Origin of the sequence: Amycolatopsis bullii (assembly GCF_014654205.1) — a bacterium.
GTDB lineage: Bacteria > Actinomycetota > Actinomycetes > Mycobacteriales > Pseudonocardiaceae > Amycolatopsis > Amycolatopsis plumensis.
Map to the genome: position 1 here is coordinate 1 of NZ_BNAW01000027.1, position 21,835 is coordinate 21,835.

Below are 21,835 nucleotides of genomic sequence, written 5' to 3' on the forward strand. Positions count from 1 at the left end.
GGCCCCGGCGGCACACCCGGTCCCGGCGCTCCCCCTGGACAAGCCAGGCCGCCCGTGCCACCAGGTCCCGGCGGGCCGTTCCCCGGCCAGGCGCCCTACGGTCCGCCCACCGGCCCGTACGGCCACCCGCTCCCGCCGCCCGCGCGGGCTCCCCTGCCGCCGCCGGCGGTTGCTCCGCCCGTCTTCCTCCCGGGCCCGGCCGGGCCGCCCGCCTTCGGGCCGCGGTTCGCGCCCGGCTATGTCCCCTACGTCGCCAAGAAGTCGAACACCGGCGTGATCGTCGCCGTGGCGATCTTCGCGATCGTCGCCGTCGCGGGCGGGCTCGTTGCCGCCGTTGCGCTGTCCGGGAACCACAAGCGGCACGTCGCCGACACCGGGTACTCCAGCACCTACCCGAGCACCACCGCGGAAACCACCACCGAGGCGACCACCTCGACCACGTCGGCCACCACGTCGGCCGAGGAAACGACGACCGCCCGCACCACCGAGCGCCGGACCCCGGCGTCGCAGACCCCCTCCGGCCCCCGCTCGGTCGCGGCCACCGGGAACAACCCGCTGTTCGGCAGCCCGGACTACGGCCTGCAGAACATCTCGTGCTCGCTGAGCCGCTGGGCGAGCGACCAGAACAGCGTCACCCGCTTCTTCCAGTCCGGCATCGGCTGCCTCGACGCGATGTGGTCACGCATGCTCGGCGCCGTCGACCTGCCGTTCCGGACGCCGAACCTGTCGGTGCCGCGGTCGCTGTCGGAATCCTCGACGCCGTGCGGCAGCGGCGGCACGACCACCGGCGTCACTCCCTTCTACTGCCCGTCGAACAACACGATCTACATGCCGATGGACCGGATCGAGCTGGACGTGTGGGGCAACCACCCGGGGCCGTACCTGTCGATCCTGGCCCACGAATACGGCCACCACGTGCAGAACCTGTCCGGCATCTCCGAGGCGTACGGCAACCAGCGGTACGACGCGGGTGCCGACTCGGCCACCGGCCTGGAACTGTCGCGGCGCATGGAGCTCGAGGCCCAGTGCTTCTCCGGCATGTTCCTCGGCTCGGCCTCGGTCTCCGGCGGCTCGGTGGACAAGAACGTCTACAACGAAGCCTGGAACGCCCAGGACCGCGGCGACGACTACGCCCGCAACGGCAAACGCGACCACGGCAGCGCCCGGCACAACATCAGCTGGTGGCAGCACGGTGCCACGAAGAACCGCAACCAGCAGTGCAACACGTGGCTTTCGCCGTCGGGCGACGTCTCGTAGCGCCGGTCAGCTCGGCGGGGTGAACGGGTTCGCCACGGGGGTCCCGGACGGCGGCGTCGGCGGGTCCGGCGGCGGCCCCGCCACCGGACCGGGCTGCGGCTGCGCCCCCGGCCAGGGGGCCGCCATCGGCTGGACCTGGGCCTGAGCCTGGGCCTGCGCCGCATACGCCTGGAACGCGCGGGCGTGGTCGCGGTTGCGCCGCTCCGCCAGCACCGCCGCCAGGAACGCCCACGGCGGCACCCCGGGCGGCACCGGCGTGCCCAGCGCGTTCCCCACCTGCTGTGCGAGCCCCCAGCCGAGCGCGTGCGAGGCCTCCGGGCTCAGCTCCCGGAACCGGGCCAGGAACTGGCGGCTCGCCAGCGCGAGGGCGTCCGGCAACCGGGTCAGGTCGAGCTGGGCCGCCCAGCCCTCGAGGCCCGGGGGCATGACGATCGCCGCGTGCAGGGCGCCGGCCGGGGCCCGCTCGCGGACCACCAGCGTCCCGGCCAGGAAGTCGCCCACGCGGCGGCCGTTCGACGAGCACAGCGACACGATCACCGCGACCGCGCCGAACAGCCCGAGTGCCCAGAAGTCCACGACGAAGCCGGCGAGCCCGCGCACCAGCGCGTGCCGGAAGCGGATCGGGCCGCCGTCGACGCGCACCACGCGCAGCCCCACCGCCATCTTGCCCAGCGAGCGGCCGCGCGAGAGCGTCTCGAACACGACCGGGTAGCCGACCATGACCAGCACCACCAGCACCAGCAGCAGCGCCAGGAACAGCGACTCGTCGCCGACCGGGACCGCGAACGTGAACACCATCGCCGCGGTCAGCAGCAGCGCGAACTGCACCAGCACGTCGAGCGCCATGGCCAGCGCGCGGCTGGCGAGCTTGGCCACGCGCAGGTCCAGGACGACCGCTTCACCGGTGACCAGCTCCGATTCCTCGTGCACGCTGCCCAGCGTATCGACGGATAGGGTGGTCGGCGTGGATGTGGACGTCTTCGTCGCTGCGCACGCGGCGGAGTGGAACCGGCTCGGCGAGCTGGTCCGGCCCGGCAACAAGCTGACCGGTCCGGAAGCCGACGAGCTGGTGACGCTCTACCAGCGGACCGCGACGCACCTGTCGATCGTGCGGTCGGTCGCGCCGGACCCGGCCCTGCTCGGCCGGCTGTCCGATCTCGTGGCCCGCGGCCGGTCGGCGGTCTCCGGGTCGCACAGCCCGGCGTGGCGCGAGGTCGGCCTGTTCTTCACCCGCCGGTTCCCCGCCGCGGTCTACCTGTCGCGGCGCTGGTGGATCCCGGCCGCGCTGGTGTCGATCGCGGTGATGGCGGTGATCGCCGTCTGGGTCGTGCGCGACCCGCTCGTCCGCGCGTCACTGGGCACCCCGGACCAGCTGAGCGAGCTGACCAAGCCCGGCGGCGAGGCCGAAAGCTACTACTCGACCGGCCCGGCGGCGTCCTTCGCGGCGCACGTGTGGACGAACAACGCGTGGGTGGCGGCGACCTGCCTGTTCCTCGGCGTCGCGCTGGGCCTGCCGGTGATCGCCGCGCTCTGGCTGAACTCGCTCAACGCCGGCGTGATCATCGGCGCGATGAGCGCGGCCGGCCGCGGCGACGTGATGATCGGCCTCCTGCTCCCCCACGGCCTGCTGGAGCTGACGGCGGTGTTCGTCGCGGCGGGCACCGGGCTGCGCCTCGGCTGGACGGTGATCGACCCGGGCCGCCGCTCCCGCACGGCGGCCCTCGCCGAGCAGGGCCGGTCGGTGGTCGTGATCGCGCTCGGGCTGACGTGCGTGCTGTTCGTGTCCGGGGTCATCGAGGCGTTCGTGACCCCGTCGGGCTGGCCGACGTGGCTGCGCGTCGGCATCGGCGCGGTGGTCGAAATCGCTTTCCTGGTCTACGTTTTCACGCTCGGCCGCCGCGCGGCGAAGGACGGCGAGGTCGGCGACCTCGACGCCCGCGACGCCGGGGACGCGCTGCCGGAAGCGGCTTAAAGCCGTCCCGCCGCTTTGAGGGCCAGGTAGCGGTCGGCCAACGCCGGCGGCAGCTCCTCCGGGACCGCGTCCACCACGCTCACCCCGTGCCGCACCAGCCGCTCGGTCACCCGCAGGCGCTCGGCCGTCGTGCGCGCCGCCGCCGCCGCGTCGTAGACCGCCGCCGCGTCGCCGCGGGCCGCCAGCATCTCCGCCACCCGGGGGTCCGCCACCGAGGCCAGCACCAGCTCGTGCCGCCCGGTCAGCGAGCTCAGCACCGGGAACAGGCCCTCCTCCAGCGGCGCCGCGTCCAGCCCGGTCAGCAGCACGACCAGCGCCCGGCGGCGGGTCCGCCGGAGCACCTCTGCGACCATGCCGCGCGCGTCCGTTTCGACCAGCGACGGCTCGAGCGGTGCCATCGCGTTCACCAGCGACGTCAGCAGCGAAGCTCCCGACGACCCCTGCACCGCGGCCCGCAGGCGGCGGTCGTAGGCGATCAGGTCGACGCGGTCGCCGGCGCGGGAGGCCAAGGCCGCCAGCAGCAACGCCGCGTCCATCGCCGCGTCCAGCCGCGGTGCGTCACCCACCCGGCCCGCCGAGACGCGGCCCGTGTCGAGGACCAGCACCACGTGCCGGTCGCGCTCCGGACGCCACGTCCGGACCATGACGTCGGCCGCCCGCGCGGTCGCGCGCCAGTCGATGGACCGGACGTCGTCGCCGATGACGTACTCGCGCAACGAGTCGAATTCCGTGCCCTGGCCCCGGATCAGCACCGCGTTGCGGCCGTCGAGCTGCTGCAGCCGCGCCAGCCGCGACGGCAGGTGCTTGCGGCTGTGGAACGGCGGCAGCACCCGGACCGTCCACGGCACCGCGTGCGAACCCTGCCGCGCCGCCAGCCCCAGCGGCCCGACGGAGCGGACCGTCACCCGCGCGGCCGTCCGGTCGCCCCGCCGCGTCGGCCGCAACGGGGTCACCAGCGCCCGCCGCTCCCCCGCCGGGACGCGCAGCGCATGCCGGTCCGCCGCCGCGGCCGACGGGGGCCACGCGTCGCGCAGCTGCCCGCGCACGGTCCGCCCGCCGGGATTGGCGACCACCAGCGTCACCTCGCACGGCTCGCCGAGCCGCACCGAAGTGTCGCCCGAGCGCGCGAACGTCAGCGACCGCACGCTGCCCGCCAGCACGAGGTCGACGACGACGAGCACCAGCAGCACCGCGGCGACCGCCAGCATCCCGGCGGCCGATGGCAGCAGCAGCCCGACCACCAGCGCGCCGAAGAGCGCCAGCAGCCCGAGCCTTCCGGTGACGGCCATGTCAGCGCGGCACGGGCACGGACGCGAGCACGCGGTCCAGCACGCCGTCCGCGGTGACGCCCTCGAGCTCGGCCTCCGGCCGCACGTCCAGGCGGTGCCGCAGCGCGGGCCGCGCGAGGGCCTTGACGTCGTCGGGGGTCGCGTAGTCGCGGCCGGCCAGCCACGCCCAGGCGCGGGTCACCGCGAGCAACGCCGTGGCGCCACGCGGGGAAACGCCGATCCGCACCGACGGCAGCGACCGCGTCGCCCGGCACAGGTCGACGACGTACCCGATCACCTCGGGCCCGATCGTCACCTTCGCGACGGCTTCCCGCGCGGCGGCCAGCTCGGGCGCACCGGCCACCGAGCGCAGGCCCGCGGCGGCCAGGTTGCGCGGGTCGAAGCCCTGCGCGTGCCGCCACAGGATGCCGATCTCGTCCTCGCGCGAGGGCGCCGGCATGGTCAGCTTGAGCAGGAACCGGTCCAGCTGCGCCTCCGGCAGCGGGTAGGTGCCCTCGTACTCCACCGGGTTCTGGGTGGCGATCACGATGAACGGGTCCGGCAGCGGCCGCGACTTGCCGTCGATCGAGACCTGCCGCTCCTCCATCGCCTCCAGCAGCGACGACTGCGTCTTCGGCGGGGTCCGGTTGATCTCGTCGGCGAGCAGCAGGTTCGTGAACACCGGCCCCTCGCGGAAGGAGAATTCGCCGCTGTGCGCGTCGTAGACGATCGAGCCGGTGACGTCGCCGGGCATCAGGTCCGGGGTGAACTGGACGCGCGTGGTCTCCAGGTCCAGCGCCGCGGCCAGGGCCCGCACCAGCAGCGTTTTCGCCACGCCCGGGACGCCTTCGAGCAGCACGTGCCCCCGGCACAGCAGCGCCAGGATCAGCCCGGTGACGGCGGCTTCGTTGCCGACGACGGCCTTGCCGACCTCGGCGCGCAACGCGATCAGCGCGTCACGGGCTCCCGTCGCGTTCTCGCTGGTCAAGTTCGCCCCACCTCTCGTTCCACCCGGTCCAGTTCGTCGGCCAGCCGCACCAGCGCCGGGTCGTCCGGCACCGGCGGTCCGTAGAGGACGGCGCCGACGTCGTTCGGCGGCCGGCCGGTCCGCGTGCTCACCGACTCCACCAGCGCCGCCGGATCGGCGTCGCGCGGCAGGCCCAGCGTCGTCCGCAGCCGGTGCCGCGCCGCTTCCCGCAGCGTCTCCCCCGCGTGCCCGGCCGCCTTCGCCCGCCGGTACAGCCGGGCGCGGCCCTCGGCCGTTTCGGCCGCGCGGACGACGATCGGCAGGGGCTCGGTGACCACCGGCCCGAGCCGGCGGGCCCGCCACAACGCCACCAGGGCCACGGCGACGAACGCCTGCGCGGCCCCGAAGTACCAGCCGTCCGGGATCAGGTCGAAGATCGACCGGCGCGAGACGTCGAGTGCCGGGTCGGACGCGCTCGGCAGGTACCAGACGAGCTTCGGGTGCGCGCCGAGCAGGCGCAGTCCCAGTGCCGCGTTGCCCTGGTCGGCGAGCCGCGCGTTGGTCAGCGGGGCCGGCGTGCCGAGCAGCGTCGTCGTGCGGTTCCCCTCGGCGAGCTGCAGCAGCGTGCCGCCGCCGTCCTCGCCGGGGTAGCACGAGCGGGCGCCGGGCGAGGCGTAGCCGATCCCGCCGAGCGTGGCCTCGCCCGCGGCGACCGCGGCGGCGACCGTGCACTGCGGCGGCAACGTCCCGACGTCGCTGCGCCCGGCCGCGTGCACCAGCGGCAGCGAATCACGCAGGGTCGGTTCCCCCGGCGTCACCAGGACGACGTCGGCGGCGCGCTCGCGCAGCGCGTCGAACCGCTTGGCCGGGGCCAGGTCCGGCGCGGTGACCAGCAGTGTCGCGTCTTCGCCGACCTCGGCGTCCGCTTCGGCGATCGTGCGCGCGGTCCGGACGTCGACGCCCTGGTCCTTCAGCAGCTTCACCAGGGCGTGCGCGCCGCCGGGTTCGTACGAGCCGGGTTCGAGGGCGCCGTAGGCCTGCTCGCCGCGCCCCAGCAGGAGCAGGGCACCGGCGACGAAGATCAGGACGAGGATGGCGAGGGGAATCCGGGCGCCGCGCCAGATCCGGCGCAGGTCCGGGGAAACCGTGGTCATCCTGCCTCCGCGGGGAAGAGCACGTCGGCGGTGGTGCTCACGGGGCCGCCAGGGCGACCGGCCGCTCACGGCGGCAGCGTTCGTCCAGCTCGGTCAGGGTCCGGTACGCCGCTTCGGTGCCTTCGCGGCCGCCGTAGTGGACGTCGTCGAAGAGCCGCGCGCCCTGCCGCAACTGGTCCGCGACGTTCGGCAGCAGCTGCCCGGCCTCGGCGGCGGCCTCGTCCGCTGTCCGGCCGGATCGGGTGTCGAGCAGCGCGCGTTCTTCCAGCGCCCGCACGACGGCGCGGAACCGGTCGCGCACGGCGTCGTCGAACCGGCCCGCGGCGGCGGCTTCCGCGGCCGACCGGCGGTAGTCGGCGGCGCTCTTGCGCTGTCCGCCGAAGACCACGCGATCGGCCCGCGCCGATCGCGCGATCTTGCCGGTGCGCAAGCGGATCACCACGACGAGCACGATCAGCAGCGCGACGATCAGGAGCACGCCGAAGATCCCGCCGGGGACGCCCGTGGACAGGCTGTTCAGCAGCTTTTCCAGCTGCTCCCCGAGCCACTGGCCGATCTCCTGGAGGAGGCCCGGCCGCGCGTCCCGGTACTTCGGGTCCGACAGCTCCTGTTCGGCCGCGCGGCGGGCCGTGTCCCGGTCGATGTCGACCGGGACGTCTCCGAGCCGCGAGGTCACCATGCCTGGGGCGGCTGCACCCCGGCGGCACGGGCCAGCTCGATGTCCATGCCTTCGCGGCGCATCCGCTGGTCGAGGTAGACGATCACGGTGACCAGCGAGACGAACGGGATCGCGATGGTGCCGGCGATGATCTGCCCGGCCGAGGCCAGCAGCAGGTCACCGGTGCCCGGCACGGTCACCTTGGCCGGGTTGAACATCTGGCTGAACACGCCGCTGCCGAGGGTGAACGGCAGCTGGATGATGCTTTCGAAGAACGACTCGATGATCCGGGCCAGCAGCAGCACGCCGAGCACCCGCCAGAACGCCCCGCTGACCAGCTTGACCGACCGGGTGAACGCCTCCCGGAACGTGCCGCGCTCGAGCACCAGCGCCGGGGCGGCCAGCGCCCAGAACACCCAGGCCAGCACGCCGGGGACGATGCAGAGCAGGACGCCGATGGTGCTGAGGAGCGCGTAGACGAACGCCACGCCGAGCAGCGGCAGCAGCCGCGGCTGCACCTCGCCCCAGGCGATGCCGAAGGTGACCTCGCGGCCCAGCGCGGCGCGGCTCATCACCGCGGCCATCAGGCCGGCGGTGACGGTCAGCAGGAACGAGGTGAGCAGCGAGGAGGAGATCAGCACGAGGAAGGTGTCGCCGAACGTACCGAAGACGGCGTTGCGGAGCTCTTCTTCGGTCGCGGCGGGACCGAGCTGGACCGTCGAAGCGAAGCCGGCCAGGTTCGCCAGCGCGTACTTCTGCACGACGAACGTGATCGCGGCGGTGATCACCGCCATCACCGCGCCGATGCCGAGCACGAGCAGCGCGTGCCGGCGGATCGCGGTGATCGCGCCGTCGAGGATGTCGCCGATGTTGAGCGGCCGCAACGCGATCACGCCGGGCTTGCCCAGCCCGTTCGGGTTCCAGCGCGGCGGCTGGTACTGCTGGTAGGGCGGATACTGCGGCGGCTGCTGCCCGGCGTAGGGCGCATCCGGCCGGTGGGACGGCCCGTGTTGCCACCCCGGCGGCGGGGTCGGCGGGGCGTCCGGCGCCTGCCAGCCGCGCGGCGGCGTCGCCGGTGACGCCGCGTGATCTTCGGGCCGCTTCGGCTCACCCGATCCGGGGGCGGAAGCCTGGGGGACGCCCTGGCTCGGAGTCGGCGTGTCGGCGCCCTCGCCGCCGGGCGCGCCACCGGTGTCTGTCATCGAAGCCCCTCGCCTGCAGTACCTGCTTGGCCACACTCTCTCAGAGCCGCTCGTACCCGGCCAGACCTGGGGTGACGTCGATGCGCCGTGACGCGGTGCGCACGGACGGGTGCGAGACGGCCCATTCCCCCGATATGCTGAATGGCGGGATCGGGTACCCCCGGTCCGTGCCGAGACCCTTCGGGACTGCCTAGTGACGCAACCGCCCCCCGGCCAGGTACCGCCCCGCGGAACCGTCCAGCCGCCGCCGGTGCCGGATGCGCAACCGGATCTCCCGTGGCTGGGCCGTCCCCACACCGTGTCCGCACCGAAGCGCCGGTCCGCGGCGGCCGTGATCGGCGTCTGCCTCGGCGCGGTGGCCGTGCTGGTGCTCGGGCTGGTCGCGATCGTGGCCCTCAACCGCGACGACACGCCGCTGGCCAACCCGAACCTCCGTGACGTCCCGTCGTCGCAGGACGTCCCCCCGCAGCAGCTGCCCCCCGGCGGCGCGGGTGCCCCGGCGTCGGCGTCGAACCCGGCGACCGAGGAGCCGGCGCCCAGCCCGACGGGCCCGCAGAAGATCCTCAAGCTGGCCGACCACCCGATCCTGCAGGACCCCAACGCCGGCCTGCAGAATCGCGTCTGCACGCTGCCGGCCTGGCAGAGCACGCAGGCGGGCGCGGAAGCGTTCTTCACCGCCGCCAGCAAGTGCCTCGACGCGGCGTGGGGCCCGTTCCTCGAGGCCTACCACCTGCCGTTCACCTCGCCGTCGCTGCACTTCCCGACCGGCGCGAGCTTCGAGACCGAGTGCGGCACCATCCAGGTCGGCATCGCGACCGCCGCGTACTACTGCGAAAACAACCTGTACGTCCCGTTCCGCGGGCTGCAGACCGACCAGTACGGCAACAACCCGGGCGTCTACCTGGCCCTGTTCGCCCACGAGTACGGCCACCACGTGCAGGAGGTCGCCGGGCTGATGGACGCGGCCTGGCAGAAGATCTACGAGGCCGGCCAGAACAGCCCGGCCGGGCTCGAGATGTCGCGGCGCAAGGAACTGCAGGCCCAGTGCTTCTCGGGGATGTTCCTCGGCGCGCACGTCGACCAGGGCGGCACGATCACCCGCGACATGTACAACAAGGCCTGGAACGACCAGGAGACCCGCGGCGACAACACTTCCCGCAGCCACGACCACGGGACGAACGCGCACTACGCGTCCTGGTGGCGGGCGGGCGCGACGAGCAACCGGATCGCCGACTGCAACACCTTCGCGGCGCCGTCGTCCGAGGTCAGTTAGCGGTTCTCGGGCGCAGGGGGATGCTCAGCCAGAGGTAGACGAACATCCCGCCGGAGAAGCACGCGAACACCAGCAGCGCCAGGCCGAGCGGGCGGCGGGCGTCGGACGCGCCCATCGACGTGTCGGCGGCGTGGACGACGGCCGGCCCTTGGTCCGGCAGCACATCCGGCACGGCGACCTCGACGCGTTCGCCCTGGCCGTGCCCGCAGCCGTCGAGCGTGCCTTCGTGGGTCTTCCCGCCGACGGTGAACTTCACGGTTTCCTTCGCGTCCGCGCGGTCGCACGGCGCCGGCTTGGTCACCTCCGCCTGCACCGGCGCGCCGAGGACGTCGTTGCCGATGCCGAGCAGCCCGGGCCCGGCCAGCCAGGCGAGCAGCACGACGAGCACGCCCGCCGCGGCGGGGATCGCCACCGTGGGCCACGTGAGGGCGAGTGATCGCGGGGGCACCCGGTCATGGTTCCAGATCCCGCGGGCAAAACCCAGGTGGCCTGGTCAGCGCTCGATCTTCTCCGCCTGCGTCACCTTCTTGACGTACAGCAGCTTGTCGCCCGGCTCGATGGCGTCGGCCTGCGGCGCGTCGACGCGGTACAGGACGCCGTCGCGGACCAGGCCGAGCACGAGGTCGGCCAGGTGCCGCGGCGAACCGCCCTCTTCGGACGGTTCGACCGCCCGCTCGGCGATCGCCAGGCCCGATTCGGGCGTCAGCAGGTCCTCCATGATGTCCACGACCAGCGGCGTCGACGTCGCCATGCCGAGCAGCCGCCCGGCCGTCTCGCTGGAGACGACGACCTGGTTGGCGCCCGACTGCTTGAGCAGGTGGACGTTCTCCGCCTCCCGCACCGACGCGACGATGTGCGCCTTGGGCGCCAGCTCGCGGGCGGTGAGCGTGACGAGCACCGCCGTGTCGTCGCGGTTCGGGGCGACCACGACCGCGCGCGCGTGCTGCACCGCGGCCACGCGCAGGACGTCCGCCCGGGTGGCCGAGCCGTGCACGGCGACGAGGCCGAGCGCGCTCGCCGCGTCGAGGGCCTGCTGGTCGGTGTCGACGACGACGATCTGCTCCGGGGCGACGTCCTCGTCGCCGAGCAGCGCGTTGACGGCGGACCGGCCCTTGGTGCCGAACCCGACGACGACCGTGTGGTCGCGCACCTTGGTCCTCCACTTCTGGATCTTGAACGCCTGGCGGGAGCGCTCGGTGAGCACTTCCAGGGTGGTCCCGACCAGGACGATGAGGAAGAGCACCCGCAGCGGGGTGATCACCAGGACGTTGACCAGCCGGGCGGACGACGTGGCCGGCGCGATGTCGCCGTAGCCGGTCGTCGACAGCGAGACGGTGGCGTAGTACAGGCTGTCCAGCAGGGACAGGCCGTCGCCGTTGGCGTCGCGGTAGCCGTCGCGGTCGACGTACACGATGATCACGGTCAGCAGCAGCGCCAGCGTCGCACCGATGATCCGCTTGACGATCGAGCGGAGCGGGCTGACCGTCAGCTCCGGCATCCGCAGGATGCCGACGAGCTCGTGGTCGGGCCGATCGGTGAGACTGCCCAGCGGCAACCGCTTGAGGGCCTTCATGCTGGCTCGTGTCGAGCGTCACTCACGCCCGGAGGATAGCCGAACCGGACACCGCGCCGCCGCGTGAAACGATGAGTTCATGGCAACCTCGCAACGACCCGCGCACCTGTTGGCGGGCGCGCTGGGCTTCATGGGCGTCCTGCACTTCGCGGTGCCGAAGCCGTTCGACGGCCTGATCCCGCGGTCCCTGCCGGGGTCCCGCCGAGCGTGGACGTACGGCTCCGGCGTGGCCGAGCTGGCGGTCGCGGCCGCGGTGGCGGCGCCCCGCACCCGCCGTCTCGGCGGCCTGGCGGCCGCGCTGTTGTTCCTGGGCGTCTTCCCGGGCAACGTCAAGATGGCGATGGACGCGCGCTCCACTCCCCAGCGAACGATCGCCTGGGCCCGCCTCCCCCTCCAGTGGCCCCTGATCGCCTGCGCCCTGAAGGTCCGCGACAACGCCTGAGCGCAAAGAGGCAACACGCGTGATTGCCCGGGCATCACGCGTGTCCGGAGGGGCATCACGTGTGTCTCGGCGGGCATCACCGCGATGCCCGCCCGATCACGAATGATGCCCCTCCAATCACGCGAGATACCCCTCCGATCACACGTGATGCCCCGCTGATCACGCCTCGGGGAGGTCGCGGAGAAGGTTTCGCAGGGCTTCCGGGGGCAGGAGGTCCGCCGGGCGGATCGTGCGGTTGGCGCGGACGTAGTGGAATGCCGCGCGGACCCGCTCCACCGGGACGTTCTTCAGCGCCGCCCAGGCCATCCGGTAGGCCGCCAGCTGGACCGACAGGGCCGGGATGCGGGACTCCGGCGGGACCGCGCCGGTCTTCCAGTCGACCACCGTCCAGCCGCCGTCCGGGTCGGCGAAGACCGCGTCCATGCGGCCGCGCAGGGTGATGCCCTCGACGTCGGCCGAGAACGTCACCTCCACCGCCACCGGGACCCGTGACGCCCATTCGCTCTTCTCGAACTCCGTCTGCAGTTCCTCGAAGTCCGCGTCCGGGGCCTCGCCGAAGTCGGCCGCGCCGGGGAGGTCGTCGATCTCGATGAGCTGGTCGCCCGCGAAGCGGCGTTCCAGCCAGCTGTGGAACTCCGTGCCGCGGCGGGCGAAGCTGTTGGGCTCCACCGGGAGCGGACGGCGCAGGTCCGCCGCCAGCCGGGCGGCGTCGTCGGCCAGGGCGACCAGCTGGCTCACCGAAAGCCGCGAAGGCAACGGCACCCGGTGCACGTGGTCGTCCTTGCGCGCCCACTCCTCCAGCAGGACGTCGGTGTCGGTCAGCCAGCCGTCCGGATCGTCCTCTTCGGACGCTTCCTCGTCCGGCAGTGACGCGAGCGCCTCGGACACCAGTTCCACGCCGGTCTGCACGCCGGTGCGGCGGTCGGCGAGGGGGTCGACCGGCCAGCGCGCCGCCCGCGAGTCCGTGACCAGCGGGTTCTCGTCGTCCTCGGTGGGTTCCGGAGCCCATTCCGCGAGCTGCCCGGCGCCCGTCTCACGGACGACGTCGGCGATCTCGGTCAGGAACTCCGACGGCCCCTTCGCCCGGCTGCTGCTTTCGTTCCACCAGTGCCCGGAGACGATCAGCGCGTGCTCGGACCGCGTCAGCGCGACGTAGCAGAGCCGCCGTTCCTCCGCCTGCTCCCGTTCGACGAACCCGGCTTCGTGCAGCTCCAGTCCTTCTTGGACTTCCTTGCGGTCGTACCCCTCGGCGATGTCCAGCGTCGGCAGGTCCTCGGCGTCACCGCGCAGCTTGGCCGGCAGCGATGTCGCCGTCCGCAGCCACGACGACGACCGACGGCGTCCGGGGAACACCTCGCGCACCAGGTGCGGCACGGCGACGACTTCCCACTCGAGGCCCTTCGCCGAGTGCACGGTCAGCACCTGCACCCGGTCCGGGACGACCTCGACCTCGCCCGGGGTGAGCCCGTCCTCGGCGTGCGCGGCGGTGTTCAGGTAGTCCACAAAGGACAGCAGGGTCGCGGTGGGCGCCGTCTCGGCGTAGTCGGCGACGACTTCGGCGAACGCGTCCAGGTGCGCGCGCCCCGCGGATCCGGGACGCGCCAACGACTCCACGTCCAGCAGCATCGTGCGTTCGACGTCGGCGACGAGCTCCGGCAGCGACTGGTCGAGCCGCCGCCGCAGTGCGGCCAGCTCCCACCCGATCCGCCGGATCCGCTTGAAGCCCTCCTCGGAGTACCGTGCCGGGTCGCCCGGCTCGTCGATGGCGTCGATCAGCCCGGCCTGCTCGACGCGCTCGACGACCAGCTCCGGCGTGTCCGGCTTCTCCGGGCTGGACAGCTCCCCGGCCCGCCGCCACAGCGCGGCGACGTCGGCGGCCGAGAGCCGCCAGCGCGCCCCGGTCAGCAGCCGGGCCGCGGCGCTGCCGGACAGCGGGTCGGCGAGGACCTTCAGCGTCGACACGAGGTCCGCGACCTCGGGTTCGTCCAGCAGCCCGCCGAGCCCGACGACCTCGACCGGCAGCCCGCGCGCCCGCAGTTCGGCGGCGATCGGGGCCATGTCGGCGCGGCGCCGCACCAGCACCGCGGCGGTCGGCGGCTTGCCGGCCTCTTCCTGGTGGGCGTACCAGCGCCGGGCGAGGGCGTCGGCGACCCACGCGCGTTCGGCGCGGATGTCCGGCAGCAGCGCACACGCGATGTCCGCGGCCCCGGCGCCTTCGCGCGCCCGCAGCCGTTCGACGCCGAGGCCGCGGGCGCGCAGCGGTTCGGCGATCGCGTTCGCGAGCTCCAGGATCTCCGGCGGGTTGCGGAAACTGGTCAGCAGGCCGAATTCGTGCGCGGGGACGAGCCGTTCGCCGTCGAAGCGCGGGAAGTCCGTGGTGAACCGGGGCAGGTTGGCCGCGCTGGCGCCGCGCCAGCCGTAGATGGCCTGCGCGGGGTCGCCGACGGCGGTGACCGGCATCGGCGGGTTCTCGACGCCGCCGAACAGCGCCCGCAGCAGCACGCGCTGGGCGTGTCCGGTGTCCTGGTACTCGTCGAGCAGCACGGCGCCGTAGCGCTCCCGCTCGCCGCGGACGACCGACGGGTACCCACCGGCCAGCTGGGCGGCGAGGGACATCTGGTCGGCGAAATCCAGCGCGCCTTCGTTGCGCTTGCGGCGGTGGTAGTCGTCGACCAGCGGCAGCAGCGCGAGCCGGAAGTGCTGCGCCGCCATGATTTCGGTGAGCTTCTGCGGCAGCGCGGCGCGTTGACCCTTGGCGCGCGGGGCGTTCTCGATGACGCGGCACAGCCACGTCGTGTACTCGGCGAGCTGCTCGGTGGAGATCAGGTGCTCGCCCAGCTCACCGGCCAGCGCGAGGAGATCGGCGGTCACGGTCGGCGGGACGCGGTCGGTGTCGAGCTCGTTGTCCCAAGTGGACACCACCCGGTGCGCGATCTGCCACGACGACGTTTCGGAGAGGAGCCGGACGCCGGGCTGGACCGGGAGACGCAGGCCGTGTTCGGACAGCAGGCGCCCGGCGTAGGCGTGGTAGGTGAGCACGGTGGGTTCGCCGGCGACCACGGTGGACCGCAGGCCGCCGGTCGGGTCCAGGCGGTCGAGGAGGCTGGATCCGGCGAGGCGGCGCAGCCGGGCGCGGACGCGTTCGCCGAGCTGGCGCGCGGCTTTGCGGGTGAAGGTGAGGCCGAGGACGCGGTCGGGGCTGACGATGCCGTTGGCGACGAGCCAGACGACCCGCGCGGCCATGGTTTCGGTCTTCCCGGCTCCGGCGCCGGCGACGACGAGGGAGGGTTCGACGGGCGCGGCGATGACGGTGGCCTGTTCGGGAGTGGGCCGGTGCAGTCCGAGCGCGTCGGCGAGTTCGGCGGGCTCGACGGGGTTGGCGATGACGAGCGGGCTCATGCAGCCCACCCCACCGCGGCTGAACTCACTGGATCGTTCACAACGCTTGCGCTTGCCCGGCCTTGCACGGCCAGCGAACTCACCGGATAGTTCATTACCCCTCGGCTCGAACGCCTCCTCGCGCCACCAAGCGAACTCACCAGATAGTTCACAGCCTCACCGCCCGGCCATCGGTGCGCCCTGCGACTGAACTCACCAGATAGTTCACAACGCCGCCACCCGGCCATCCCGGCGCCTCCGCGGCTGAACTCACCGGATAGTTCACAACCCCGCCGCCCGGCCGTCGCCACCCCGCGGCTGAACTCACCGGATAGTTCACGGCCCCGGCACCTGCCGCCCCTCGGGGCGCAGCGGGCAGCACCCCCGCGCCGGACACCGGTCGCAGTCCGGGTTTTCCTGGGCCTGGTAATCCGGCCCAGCCGCCGAAGCCGCCGCCTTCTGCACCAGCTCCAGCCACTGCTTCCCGCCCACCTCGTCGAGCGGCGGCTGGGACCGCTCCGTCGCCCCCGTCTTGTTGTTCGCCTTGGCGACGTACACCAGCCGCGCGCCGCCCGCCTCGGTCCGGCCCTCGATCGCCCCCAGCAGCACCGCCAGCTGGTACGCCGCCAGCTGGGGGTGCGCCTCGGCCTCCGCGCCCGACACCGGGACCTTGCCCGTCTTGATGTCCACGATCACCGGGCGTCCCTCGGAATCGAGCTCCACCCGGTCGACCCGCCCGCGCAGCAGCACCCGGACCTCGTCGTCGCCCCCGGCCGGCAGTTCGACCTCGATGTCCTGCTCGACCCCGGCTTCCTTGAGCTCCGCCCGGCTCCGCTCCAGCCACGTCGTGAAGTTCCGCAGCATCTGCTCGACCCGCCGCCGTTCACGCCGCGAGAACCACGGCGCCCCCGCGTCGACGCGCACCCACGCCTCGTCCAGCGCGGCCTGCAGCTCCGCGTCCGTGCTGCCGGACGCCACGGCCTGCGCCAGCCCGTGCACCAGCGTCCCGGTCACCGCCGCCAGCTGGGCCGGGTCACTGCCGCCGTGACGCTCGATCATCCAGCGCAGCGGGCACTTCGTCAGGATTTCCACTGTGGACGGTGAGATCCGGATCAGGTCGCCCGGCGGGTGCACCGGCTCGTCGCTGGACGCCGGCAGCAGGCCGTACCACGTCGACGGGTGCGCGCCGGGCACGCGCGCGTCGGCCAGCCGCGCCAGCTGCTTCGCCGCCCGGCGCCGCCGAGCGGGGTCGGCCTTGTCGTCGCAGACGACCTCGCGCAGCTCCCCCACCAGCTCGGCGAGCACCAGTGACCGGCCCGGCGGCTTCATCCGCGAGTCGAGCCCGCCGTCGTCGGCGCCGTTCTCCTCCAGGTCGTCGAGGAACCGGGACGGCTGCTCGTCCTCGCCCGACACGGCGGTGACCAGCAGCGTCTGCTTCGCCCGGCTCATCGCGAGGTAGAACAGGCGCCGCTCTTCGGCGAGGATCGGCGCGGTCTGGGAGACGGCGTCGTCGTCGACCCCGGCCATCAGGTCCTTGAGCCGCTCCACGCCCAGCACCGAGCCGCGCAGCCGCAGGTCCGGCCACGCGCCCTCCTGGACACCGGCGACGGCGACGACCGTCCACTCGCGACCGGCGGCGGCGTGCGCGGTGAGCAGCGAGACGCCGTCGGACGGGACGGCCGCCGGCGCCAGTGTGTCACCCGCGATGCGTTGCGCGCCAAGATAATCCGCGAAGGAGGCGACACTCGCGCGGGGCAGCCGGTCGACGTACCGGCCCGCGGCGTCGAACAGCGCGACGACGGCGTCGAGGTCGCGATCGGCCTGCGCGCCCAGCGAGCCGCCGCGTTCGACCTGCTTCAGCAGCTTGTCCTGCAGCCCGCTTTCCCGCCACAGCTCCCACAGCACCTGCTCGACGCCCTCGCCGCGCGCGACGGCCTGGTGCGTGACGCGCAGCAGCCCGCCGACGCGCCGCACCGGCTCGGCTTCGGCGTCGGCCAGCCCGGCCAGGATGTCCCCGCCGCGCAACGCCTCCACGAGCAGTTCGTCGCTCGACCGCTGCCCGCCGCCGGCCAGTTCGAGCCGGCGCAGGCCCCGCCGCAACCGCCGCAGCGCCAGGGGATCCGCGCCGCCGAGCGACGACGACAGCAGCATCTCGGCGAGATCGACGTCGAGGAGTTCGGGCGCGGGCGCGAGCTTCAGCACGGCCAGCAGCGGCCGCACCGCGGGCTGCTTGGCCAGCGGCAGCTCCTCGGTCGCCGACCCGATCGGGACGCCGGCGGCGCGTAACGCTCGTTGCAGCACCAGGAAAGTCCGCGCGGGCGACCGGACGAGCACCGCGATCTCCGACCAGGGCACGCCGTCGACGAGGTGCGCGCGGCGGAGCTGGTCGGCGATCCAGCTCGCCTCCGCGGCGGGCGTCGGCATCACCCGGACCCGCACGTTCCCGCCGGAAGCCCCCTTGGGGGACACGATCTTGCGGTGCGGCGACGCGCCGGGCAGCGTCGCGCCGATCTTGGCCACCGCGAGCCGCACGGCCGGGGCGAGCCGGTGGGCCGTGGTGAGCGTGACGGTCCGGCTGCCGTCCGGGTCGGCGTCGGCGAACAGCCGCGCGTCGGCGCCGCGGAAGGAGAACACGTTCTGGTCGGGGTCGCCGGCCACGACGAACTCGGCCGCGGTGTGCCCGATCACCCGGACCAGGCTGGTCTGCAGCGGGTCGAGGTGGTGGGCGTCGTCGACGAACAGGTGCCGGACGCGGGTGCGCTCGCGTTCGCGCAGCTCGTCGTCGTCCTCCAGGGCGAGCAGCGCGGAGGTGACGAGCTCGGCGGCGTCCAGCGCGGGCGCGCTCGCCACGCCGAGGGCGTTGCCGCCCGCGCCCTGCAGCTGCGTGACCTCTTCGTACTGCGCCCAGAACTGCCCGGCGGCGATCCACTCCTCGCGCCCGCGGCGACGGCCCAGCTCGGCGAGGTCCTCGGGGCCGAGCCCGCGCTCGGCGGCCCGCATCAGCAGGTCGCGCAGCTCTTCGGCGAAGCCGGGGACCATCAGGGCGGGCCGCAGCTGCTCGGGCCAGTACTCGGCCTCTTCGTCGAGGTCACCGGCCAGCAGTTCCCGGACGACGACGTCCTGCTCGGCGCCGGCGAGCAGCCGCGGGGGCGGGAGCTCTTCGGCCATCGCTTCCAGCCGCAGCAGCGAGTAGGCGTAGGAGTGGACCGTGCGGACCAGGGGCTCGCGGACGGTCCGGGGCAGCGGCCGCGCCAGGTCGGGGTCGGCGGTGAGCCGGCGCGTGATGTCCGCGCGCAGCGCGTCGGCGGACCGGCGGGACGTGGTGAGCACGAGCACGCTCTCCGGGTCGGCGCCCTCGGCGATGCGGCGGGTGGCGGCCGAGGCCAGCAGCGCCGTCTTGCCGGTGCCGGGACCACCGAGCACGCGGAGGAACCCGCCGGGTGCGGAGAGCACGCGCCGGGCGCCTTCGTCCCAGGTGAACGAGGGTGTGGCGGTGACCGGCGCGCGCACCAGCCGCGCGTCCGCCTGCGCCGTTCGCCTCCCGTTCACCCCGCGATGGAACCACGCCCGGTCCCCCGGGTGGCGCACCGGCACGGCTTAGCGGGAGTCCGTTCGGCGAAGGCGCCGCAGCGTGCGGTGGATGGTTGCGAAAAGTGTCGGTGGTGTCCGGCACAGTAGGGGTCATGGACGACGTTCTGCACGAGCGCGTGCGGGAGATCATCGAGTCGGTGCCGGCCGGCGCGGTGGCGACGTACGGCGACATCGCGGCTCTCGCGGGAGCGCCGTCGCCGCGGATGGTCGGCGCCATCCTGGCCGAGGACGGGCACGACCTGCCGTGGCACCGGATCCTGCGCGCGAACGGCACCCCGGCACCGCACCTGGTCCACGACCAGCTGGAGCGCCTGCGCGCGGAGGGCGTCCTGGCCGACGGCCAGCGCGTCGACCTGCGGAAGTACCGGTGGAAGCCGGACGGAGAGGAGGAAACCGGACCCGAGGGGCTGTTCTAACTCCATATTGTTAGGTTAGCCTCGCCTAATGACCACGACGGAGGCGCTGACCTACCACCGTGCCCGGGTGAGTGCGAACCGGCCGGTCACGCCGCACATGGTGCGCGTGACGTTCGCCGCGGACGGCTTCCGCGACGTCCCGGCCGGGGCGCCCGACCAGTACGTCAAGGTGTTCTTCCCGCTGCGGGGACAGGACGCGCCGGTGCTGCCGGAGACCGGCTCCGACGTCATGTCCTGGTACCGGACGTACCTGGCGATGCCGGACGACGTCCGGCCGCCGATGCGCACGTACACGGTCCGGGCCCATCGCCCGCAGGCGGCGGAGATCGACGTCGACTTCGTGCTGCACGGCGATACGGGACCCGCCTCGGCCTGGGCGTCGCGGGCAGCGCGGGGCGACCGGGTGACGTTCACCGGGCCGTACGGGCTGTACGCGCCTCCCGAGGGCTGCGCGTGGCAGCTGCTGGTCGGCGACGAGACGGCGCTGCCGGCGATCGGCGCGATCATCGAGCAGCTCCCGCCGGGCGCGCGGGCCTCGGTGTACGTCGAGCTGGCGGACCGCGCGGAGCGGCAGGCGTTCGAGACGCGCGGAGCGGTGGAGATCCACTGGGTGCTGCGCGGTGCGCGGCCGCGGGGAGAGGCGTTGCTGGAGTCGCTGCGCGCAGCGGCGTTCCCCAGCGGGACGCCGTACGCGTGGGTATCCGGCGAGGCGGGAGTGGTGAAGGCGGTGCGGCGCCACCTGGTGCGGGAGCGCGAGGTGGACAAGCGGCTGATCTGCTTCACGGGCTACTGGCGGCTCGGGATGAGCGAGGAAGCGGCCGGCCGGGAGGCGGTCCGGGCGGCGGAGGCGGGCGAAGTGCCGGCCGACAGCGACTGACACGCGGAAGTGCCGGCCGGACCTAGGCCTTCCCGAGCGTGGTGACCAGCAGCTTCACCAGCGCACCCAGGCGCTGGCGGTCCGGCTGCAGCGTCTCGATGCCCGCCGCCTCCAGCGGGGCGGCCGTCACCGGGCCGACGCACGCCACCACCAGCGGGCCGCGCAGGGCCGCCACCAGCTCGTCGTAGTGCCCGGACGTGCGCGCCAGCGTCAGGAAGTTCGCGGCGGCCGGAGCGCTCGTGAAGGCCAGGGCGTCCAGCTCCCGCGCCACGGCCGCGTCGATCAGGTCGTACACCGGCGTGACGTCCGGCGGCGAATGCCAGCGGTAGGGCTGCACCTGCACCAGGGACGCGCCGGCGTGCACCAGCGGATCGGTGAGCTCCGGCAAGGGCGTGCCGTGCAGCTGGACGGCCACCCGCTCGCCACCGACCCCGGCCGCGGCCAGCGCCCCGAACAGCTCGGCGTTCGACTCCGAAGCGGCCGAAAAGGACTCGCGCAGGCCGGCGCCGCGGACCGCGCCCACCGCCTTCGGGCCGCGGGCGTAGATCCGGGACTCCCCCAGCGCCGCCAGCAGTCCCTCGCGCAGGCCCCACCCCTCGGCCGCGTCGAGCCAGCCGCGGAAGCCCGCGCCCGTCGTGACCACCGTGAACCCGACCGGGGCCGCCAGCACCGCCTCGGTGCCCGCGCGCAGCTCGGGGTCGCTGTCCAGGGGCACGATGGTGATCGTCGGCGCGTGCCGGACCTCGGCGCCGGAGCGTTCGAGGGCCGCGATGAATTCGCCCGCTCGCCGCTCGGCCGTGACCCCGATAGCGATGCCGCTCAGCTCACCCATAGAACGCGCCCATCTCCTCGATCGCTTCGGCCAGCTCCGCCCGCAGGTCCGCCGGTGCCAGGACCTCCAGGTGCGGCCCGAAGCGCAGCAGCTCCCCGATGGCCGGTTCGCCCGGCTCCACCGGCAGCTCCACGGTGAGCCAGCCGTCCGCGTCGGGCTCGCTCGGGCAGTCGCGCAGGGCGCGGGCGCCGACGGAACCTCCGTAGAACGGTACGAGAGCCTGCGCCCGCGGCGAAAGCCGCACCACCGCGACGCGCGGGTACATCCGGCGTTCGAACTGCTCGGACCACTCCTGCCAGTACCGCGCGAGGTCGAAGCCGTCCGGCCGCTCGAACACCTCGCCCAGGTCTTCCAGCTCCAGCACCCGCGAAACGCGGTAGGTGCGATCGGTGCCGTCGCAGCGGCCCGCGAGGTACCAGTTGCCCGCCTTGAGGATCAGTCCCAGCGGCTCCAGCTCCCGTTCGACGACCCGCTGCCCCCAGCGTTCGTAGCGGATCCGGATCCGGTGCGACGACCACACGGCGTCGGCGATCGCCGACAGCGTCGGCAGGCTCTCGATGCCCCGGTGCCAGCCCGGGACGTCCAGGTAGAACCGCTCGGCGACGCGTCCGGCGCGGTCGCGCAGCTCGGCGGGCAACGCGGCGTACAGCTTGAGCTGCGCCGCCGCGAGCACCGTGCCGAGCCCCAGCTCGGCCGCCGCCACGGGCAGGCCGGCCAGCGACAGCGACTGGGCCTCTTCCTCGGTCATCCCGGTGAGCCGGGTGCGGTAGCCGTCGACGAGCCGGTAGCCGCCGGTCCGGCCGCGGTCGGCGTACACCGGGACGCCGGACGCCGAGAGCGCGTCGATGTCCCGGTAGACCGTCCGCACCGAGACTTCGAGCTCTTCGGCCAGCTCCTCGGCCGTCATCCGGCCGCGGTTCTGCAGCAGCAGGAGAACGGACAGGAGACGGCTCGCGCGCATGACGGCAATTCTGG

General features: G+C 73.7%; 18 protein-coding genes. 6 read left to right on the plus strand and 12 right to left on the minus strand.

Going from position 1 to position 21,835, the window contains the following annotated elements; all coding sequences use genetic code 11:
- On the plus strand, positions 1 to 1,257 hold a 1,257-nt coding region (locus IE317_RS26500; protein ID WP_308443408.1), incomplete at its 5' end, for a neutral zinc metallopeptidase.
- Positions 1,258 to 1,263: 6 nt separating this feature from the next.
- Here IE317_RS26500 and IE317_RS26505 read toward each other — a convergent pair.
- Positions 1,264 to 2,187, minus strand: a complete 924-nt coding sequence (locus tag IE317_RS26505) for an RDD family protein (protein ID WP_191314061.1) — start codon at positions 2,185 to 2,187, stop codon at positions 1,264 to 1,266.
- A 34-nt stretch (positions 2,188 to 2,221) separates the two neighbouring features.
- Between IE317_RS26505 and IE317_RS26510 the strand changes: the two genes are divergently transcribed.
- Positions 2,222 to 3,229, plus strand: coding sequence for a stage II sporulation protein M (locus IE317_RS26510; RefSeq protein WP_191314062.1), 1,008 nt, complete (start codon positions 2,222 to 2,224; stop codon positions 3,227 to 3,229).
- Here the strand turns inward: IE317_RS26510 and IE317_RS26515 are convergent.
- From IE317_RS26515 to IE317_RS26535, 5 genes are read right to left on the minus strand one after another with little or no spacing between them, the layout of a single operon-like run.
- Positions 3,226 to 4,518 (minus strand): DUF58 domain-containing protein, encoded by a 1,293-nt coding sequence (locus IE317_RS26515; protein ID WP_191314063.1) that lies wholly within the window; start codon positions 4,516 to 4,518, stop codon positions 3,226 to 3,228. The two genes, IE317_RS26510 and IE317_RS26515, sit on opposite strands and share 4 nt — an antisense overlap.
- A gap of 1 nt (position 4,519) precedes the next feature.
- On the minus strand, positions 4,520 to 5,485 hold the full coding sequence (locus tag IE317_RS26520) for an AAA family ATPase (RefSeq protein ID WP_191314064.1): 966 nt from the start codon (positions 5,483 to 5,485) through the stop codon (positions 4,520 to 4,522).
- Positions 5,482 to 6,618, minus strand: a complete 1,137-nt coding sequence (locus IE317_RS26525) for a DUF4350 domain-containing protein (protein WP_191314065.1) — start codon at positions 6,616 to 6,618, stop codon at positions 5,482 to 5,484. The genes IE317_RS26520 and IE317_RS26525 overlap by 4 nt, the downstream gene beginning before the upstream one ends.
- A gap of 37 nt (positions 6,619 to 6,655) precedes the next feature.
- Entirely contained in the window at positions 6,656 to 7,297 is a 642-nt protein-coding gene (locus IE317_RS26530) for a DUF4129 domain-containing protein (protein ID WP_191314066.1), read from the minus strand.
- Positions 7,291 to 8,478, minus strand: a complete 1,188-nt coding sequence (locus IE317_RS26535; protein ID WP_191314067.1) for a hypothetical protein — start codon at positions 8,476 to 8,478, stop codon at positions 7,291 to 7,293. The genes IE317_RS26530 and IE317_RS26535 overlap by 7 nt, the downstream gene beginning before the upstream one ends.
- A 250-nt stretch (positions 8,479 to 8,728) precedes the next feature.
- Here IE317_RS26535 and IE317_RS26540 point away from each other — a divergent pair, with 250 nt between their 5' ends.
- A complete protein-coding gene (locus IE317_RS26540; RefSeq protein ID WP_191314156.1) occupies positions 8,729 to 9,751 on the plus strand; it encodes a neutral zinc metallopeptidase in 1,023 nt (340 codons plus the stop codon).
- Here the strand turns inward: IE317_RS26540 and IE317_RS26545 are convergent.
- Entirely contained in the window at positions 9,744 to 10,163 is a 420-nt protein-coding gene (locus IE317_RS26545; RefSeq protein WP_191314157.1) for a hypothetical protein, read from the minus strand. The genes IE317_RS26540 and IE317_RS26545 overlap by 8 nt on opposite strands.
- 81 nt (positions 10,164 to 10,244) lie before the next feature.
- Positions 10,245 to 11,324, minus strand: coding sequence for a potassium channel family protein (locus IE317_RS26550; RefSeq protein ID WP_191314068.1), 1,080 nt, complete (start codon positions 11,322 to 11,324; stop codon positions 10,245 to 10,247).
- 79 nt (positions 11,325 to 11,403) lie between these two features.
- On the opposite strand from IE317_RS26550, the gene IE317_RS26555 reads away from it, so the two are divergent.
- Entirely contained in the window at positions 11,404 to 11,766 is a 363-nt protein-coding gene (locus IE317_RS26555; protein WP_191314069.1) for a DoxX family protein, read from the plus strand.
- A gap of 159 nt (positions 11,767 to 11,925) precedes the next feature.
- Here IE317_RS26555 and IE317_RS26560 read toward each other — a convergent pair whose 3' ends face one another.
- Positions 11,926 to 15,165, minus strand: coding sequence for an ATP-dependent helicase (locus tag IE317_RS26560; RefSeq protein WP_191314070.1), 3,240 nt, complete (start codon positions 15,163 to 15,165; stop codon positions 11,926 to 11,928).
- A gap of 315 nt (positions 15,166 to 15,480) precedes the next feature.
- Positions 15,481 to 18,654, minus strand: a complete 3,174-nt coding sequence (locus tag IE317_RS26565) for an ATP-dependent helicase (RefSeq protein WP_191314158.1) — start codon at positions 18,652 to 18,654, stop codon at positions 15,481 to 15,483.
- 173 nt (positions 18,655 to 18,827) lie between these two features.
- Between IE317_RS26565 and IE317_RS26570 the strand changes: the two genes are divergently transcribed.
- Positions 18,828 to 19,151: an MGMT family protein gene (locus IE317_RS26570; RefSeq protein WP_191314071.1), complete on the plus strand. Its 324-nt coding sequence runs from the start codon at positions 18,828 to 18,830 to the stop codon at positions 19,149 to 19,151.
- A gap of 28 nt (positions 19,152 to 19,179) precedes the next feature.
- Entirely contained in the window at positions 19,180 to 20,028 is an 849-nt protein-coding gene (locus IE317_RS26575; protein WP_191314072.1) for a siderophore-interacting protein, read from the plus strand.
- A gap of 22 nt (positions 20,029 to 20,050) precedes the next feature.
- Here the strand turns inward: IE317_RS26575 and IE317_RS26580 are convergent, their stop codons facing one another.
- Together IE317_RS26580 and IE317_RS26585 are read right to left on the minus strand one after the other, a co-directional pair.
- Positions 20,051 to 20,860 (minus strand): uroporphyrinogen-III synthase, encoded by an 810-nt coding sequence (locus IE317_RS26580; protein ID WP_191314073.1) that lies wholly within the window; start codon positions 20,858 to 20,860, stop codon positions 20,051 to 20,053.
- Positions 20,853 to 21,821 (minus strand): helix-turn-helix transcriptional regulator, encoded by a 969-nt coding sequence (locus IE317_RS26585; protein ID WP_191314074.1) that lies wholly within the window; start codon positions 21,819 to 21,821, stop codon positions 20,853 to 20,855. The genes IE317_RS26580 and IE317_RS26585 overlap by 8 nt, the downstream gene beginning before the upstream one ends.
- Positions 21,822 to 21,835: the final 14 nt, after the last annotated feature.

What these genes read in the sequence shown, in the direction of transcription:
- IE317_RS26525 (WP_191314065.1), bottom strand. Translation starts at nt 6,618, where the DNA reads ATGACCACGGTTTCCCCGGACCTGCGCCGGATCTGGCGCGGCGCCCGG.
- IE317_RS26515 (WP_191314063.1), bottom strand. Translation starts at nt 4,518, where the DNA reads ATGGCCGTCACCGGAAGGCTCGGGCTGCTGGCGCTCTTCGGCGCGCTG.
- IE317_RS26575 (WP_191314072.1), top strand. Translation starts at nt 19,180, where the DNA reads ATGACCACGACGGAGGCGCTGACCTACCACCGTGCCCGGGTGAGTGCG.
- IE317_RS26580 (WP_191314073.1), bottom strand. Translation starts at nt 20,860, where the DNA reads ATGGGTGAGCTGAGCGGCATCGCTATCGGGGTCACGGCCGAGCGGCGA.
- IE317_RS26570 (WP_191314071.1), top strand. Translation starts at nt 18,828, where the DNA reads ATGGACGACGTTCTGCACGAGCGCGTGCGGGAGATCATCGAGTCGGTG.
- IE317_RS26585 (WP_191314074.1), bottom strand. Translation starts at nt 21,821, where the DNA reads ATGCGCGCGAGCCGTCTCCTGTCCGTTCTCCTGCTGCTGCAGAACCGC.
- IE317_RS26535 (WP_191314067.1), bottom strand. Translation starts at nt 8,478, where the DNA reads ATGACAGACACCGGTGGCGCGCCCGGCGGCGAGGGCGCCGACACGCCG.
- IE317_RS26530 (WP_191314066.1), bottom strand. Translation starts at nt 7,297, where the DNA reads ATGGTGACCTCGCGGCTCGGAGACGTCCCGGTCGACATCGACCGGGAC.
- IE317_RS26555 (WP_191314069.1), top strand. Translation starts at nt 11,404, where the DNA reads ATGGCAACCTCGCAACGACCCGCGCACCTGTTGGCGGGCGCGCTGGGC.
- IE317_RS26560 (WP_191314070.1), bottom strand. Translation starts at nt 15,165, where the DNA reads ATGAGCCCGCTCGTCATCGCCAACCCCGTCGAGCCCGCCGAACTCGCC.
- IE317_RS26550 (WP_191314068.1), bottom strand. Translation starts at nt 11,324, where the DNA reads ATGAAGGCCCTCAAGCGGTTGCCGCTGGGCAGTCTCACCGATCGGCCC.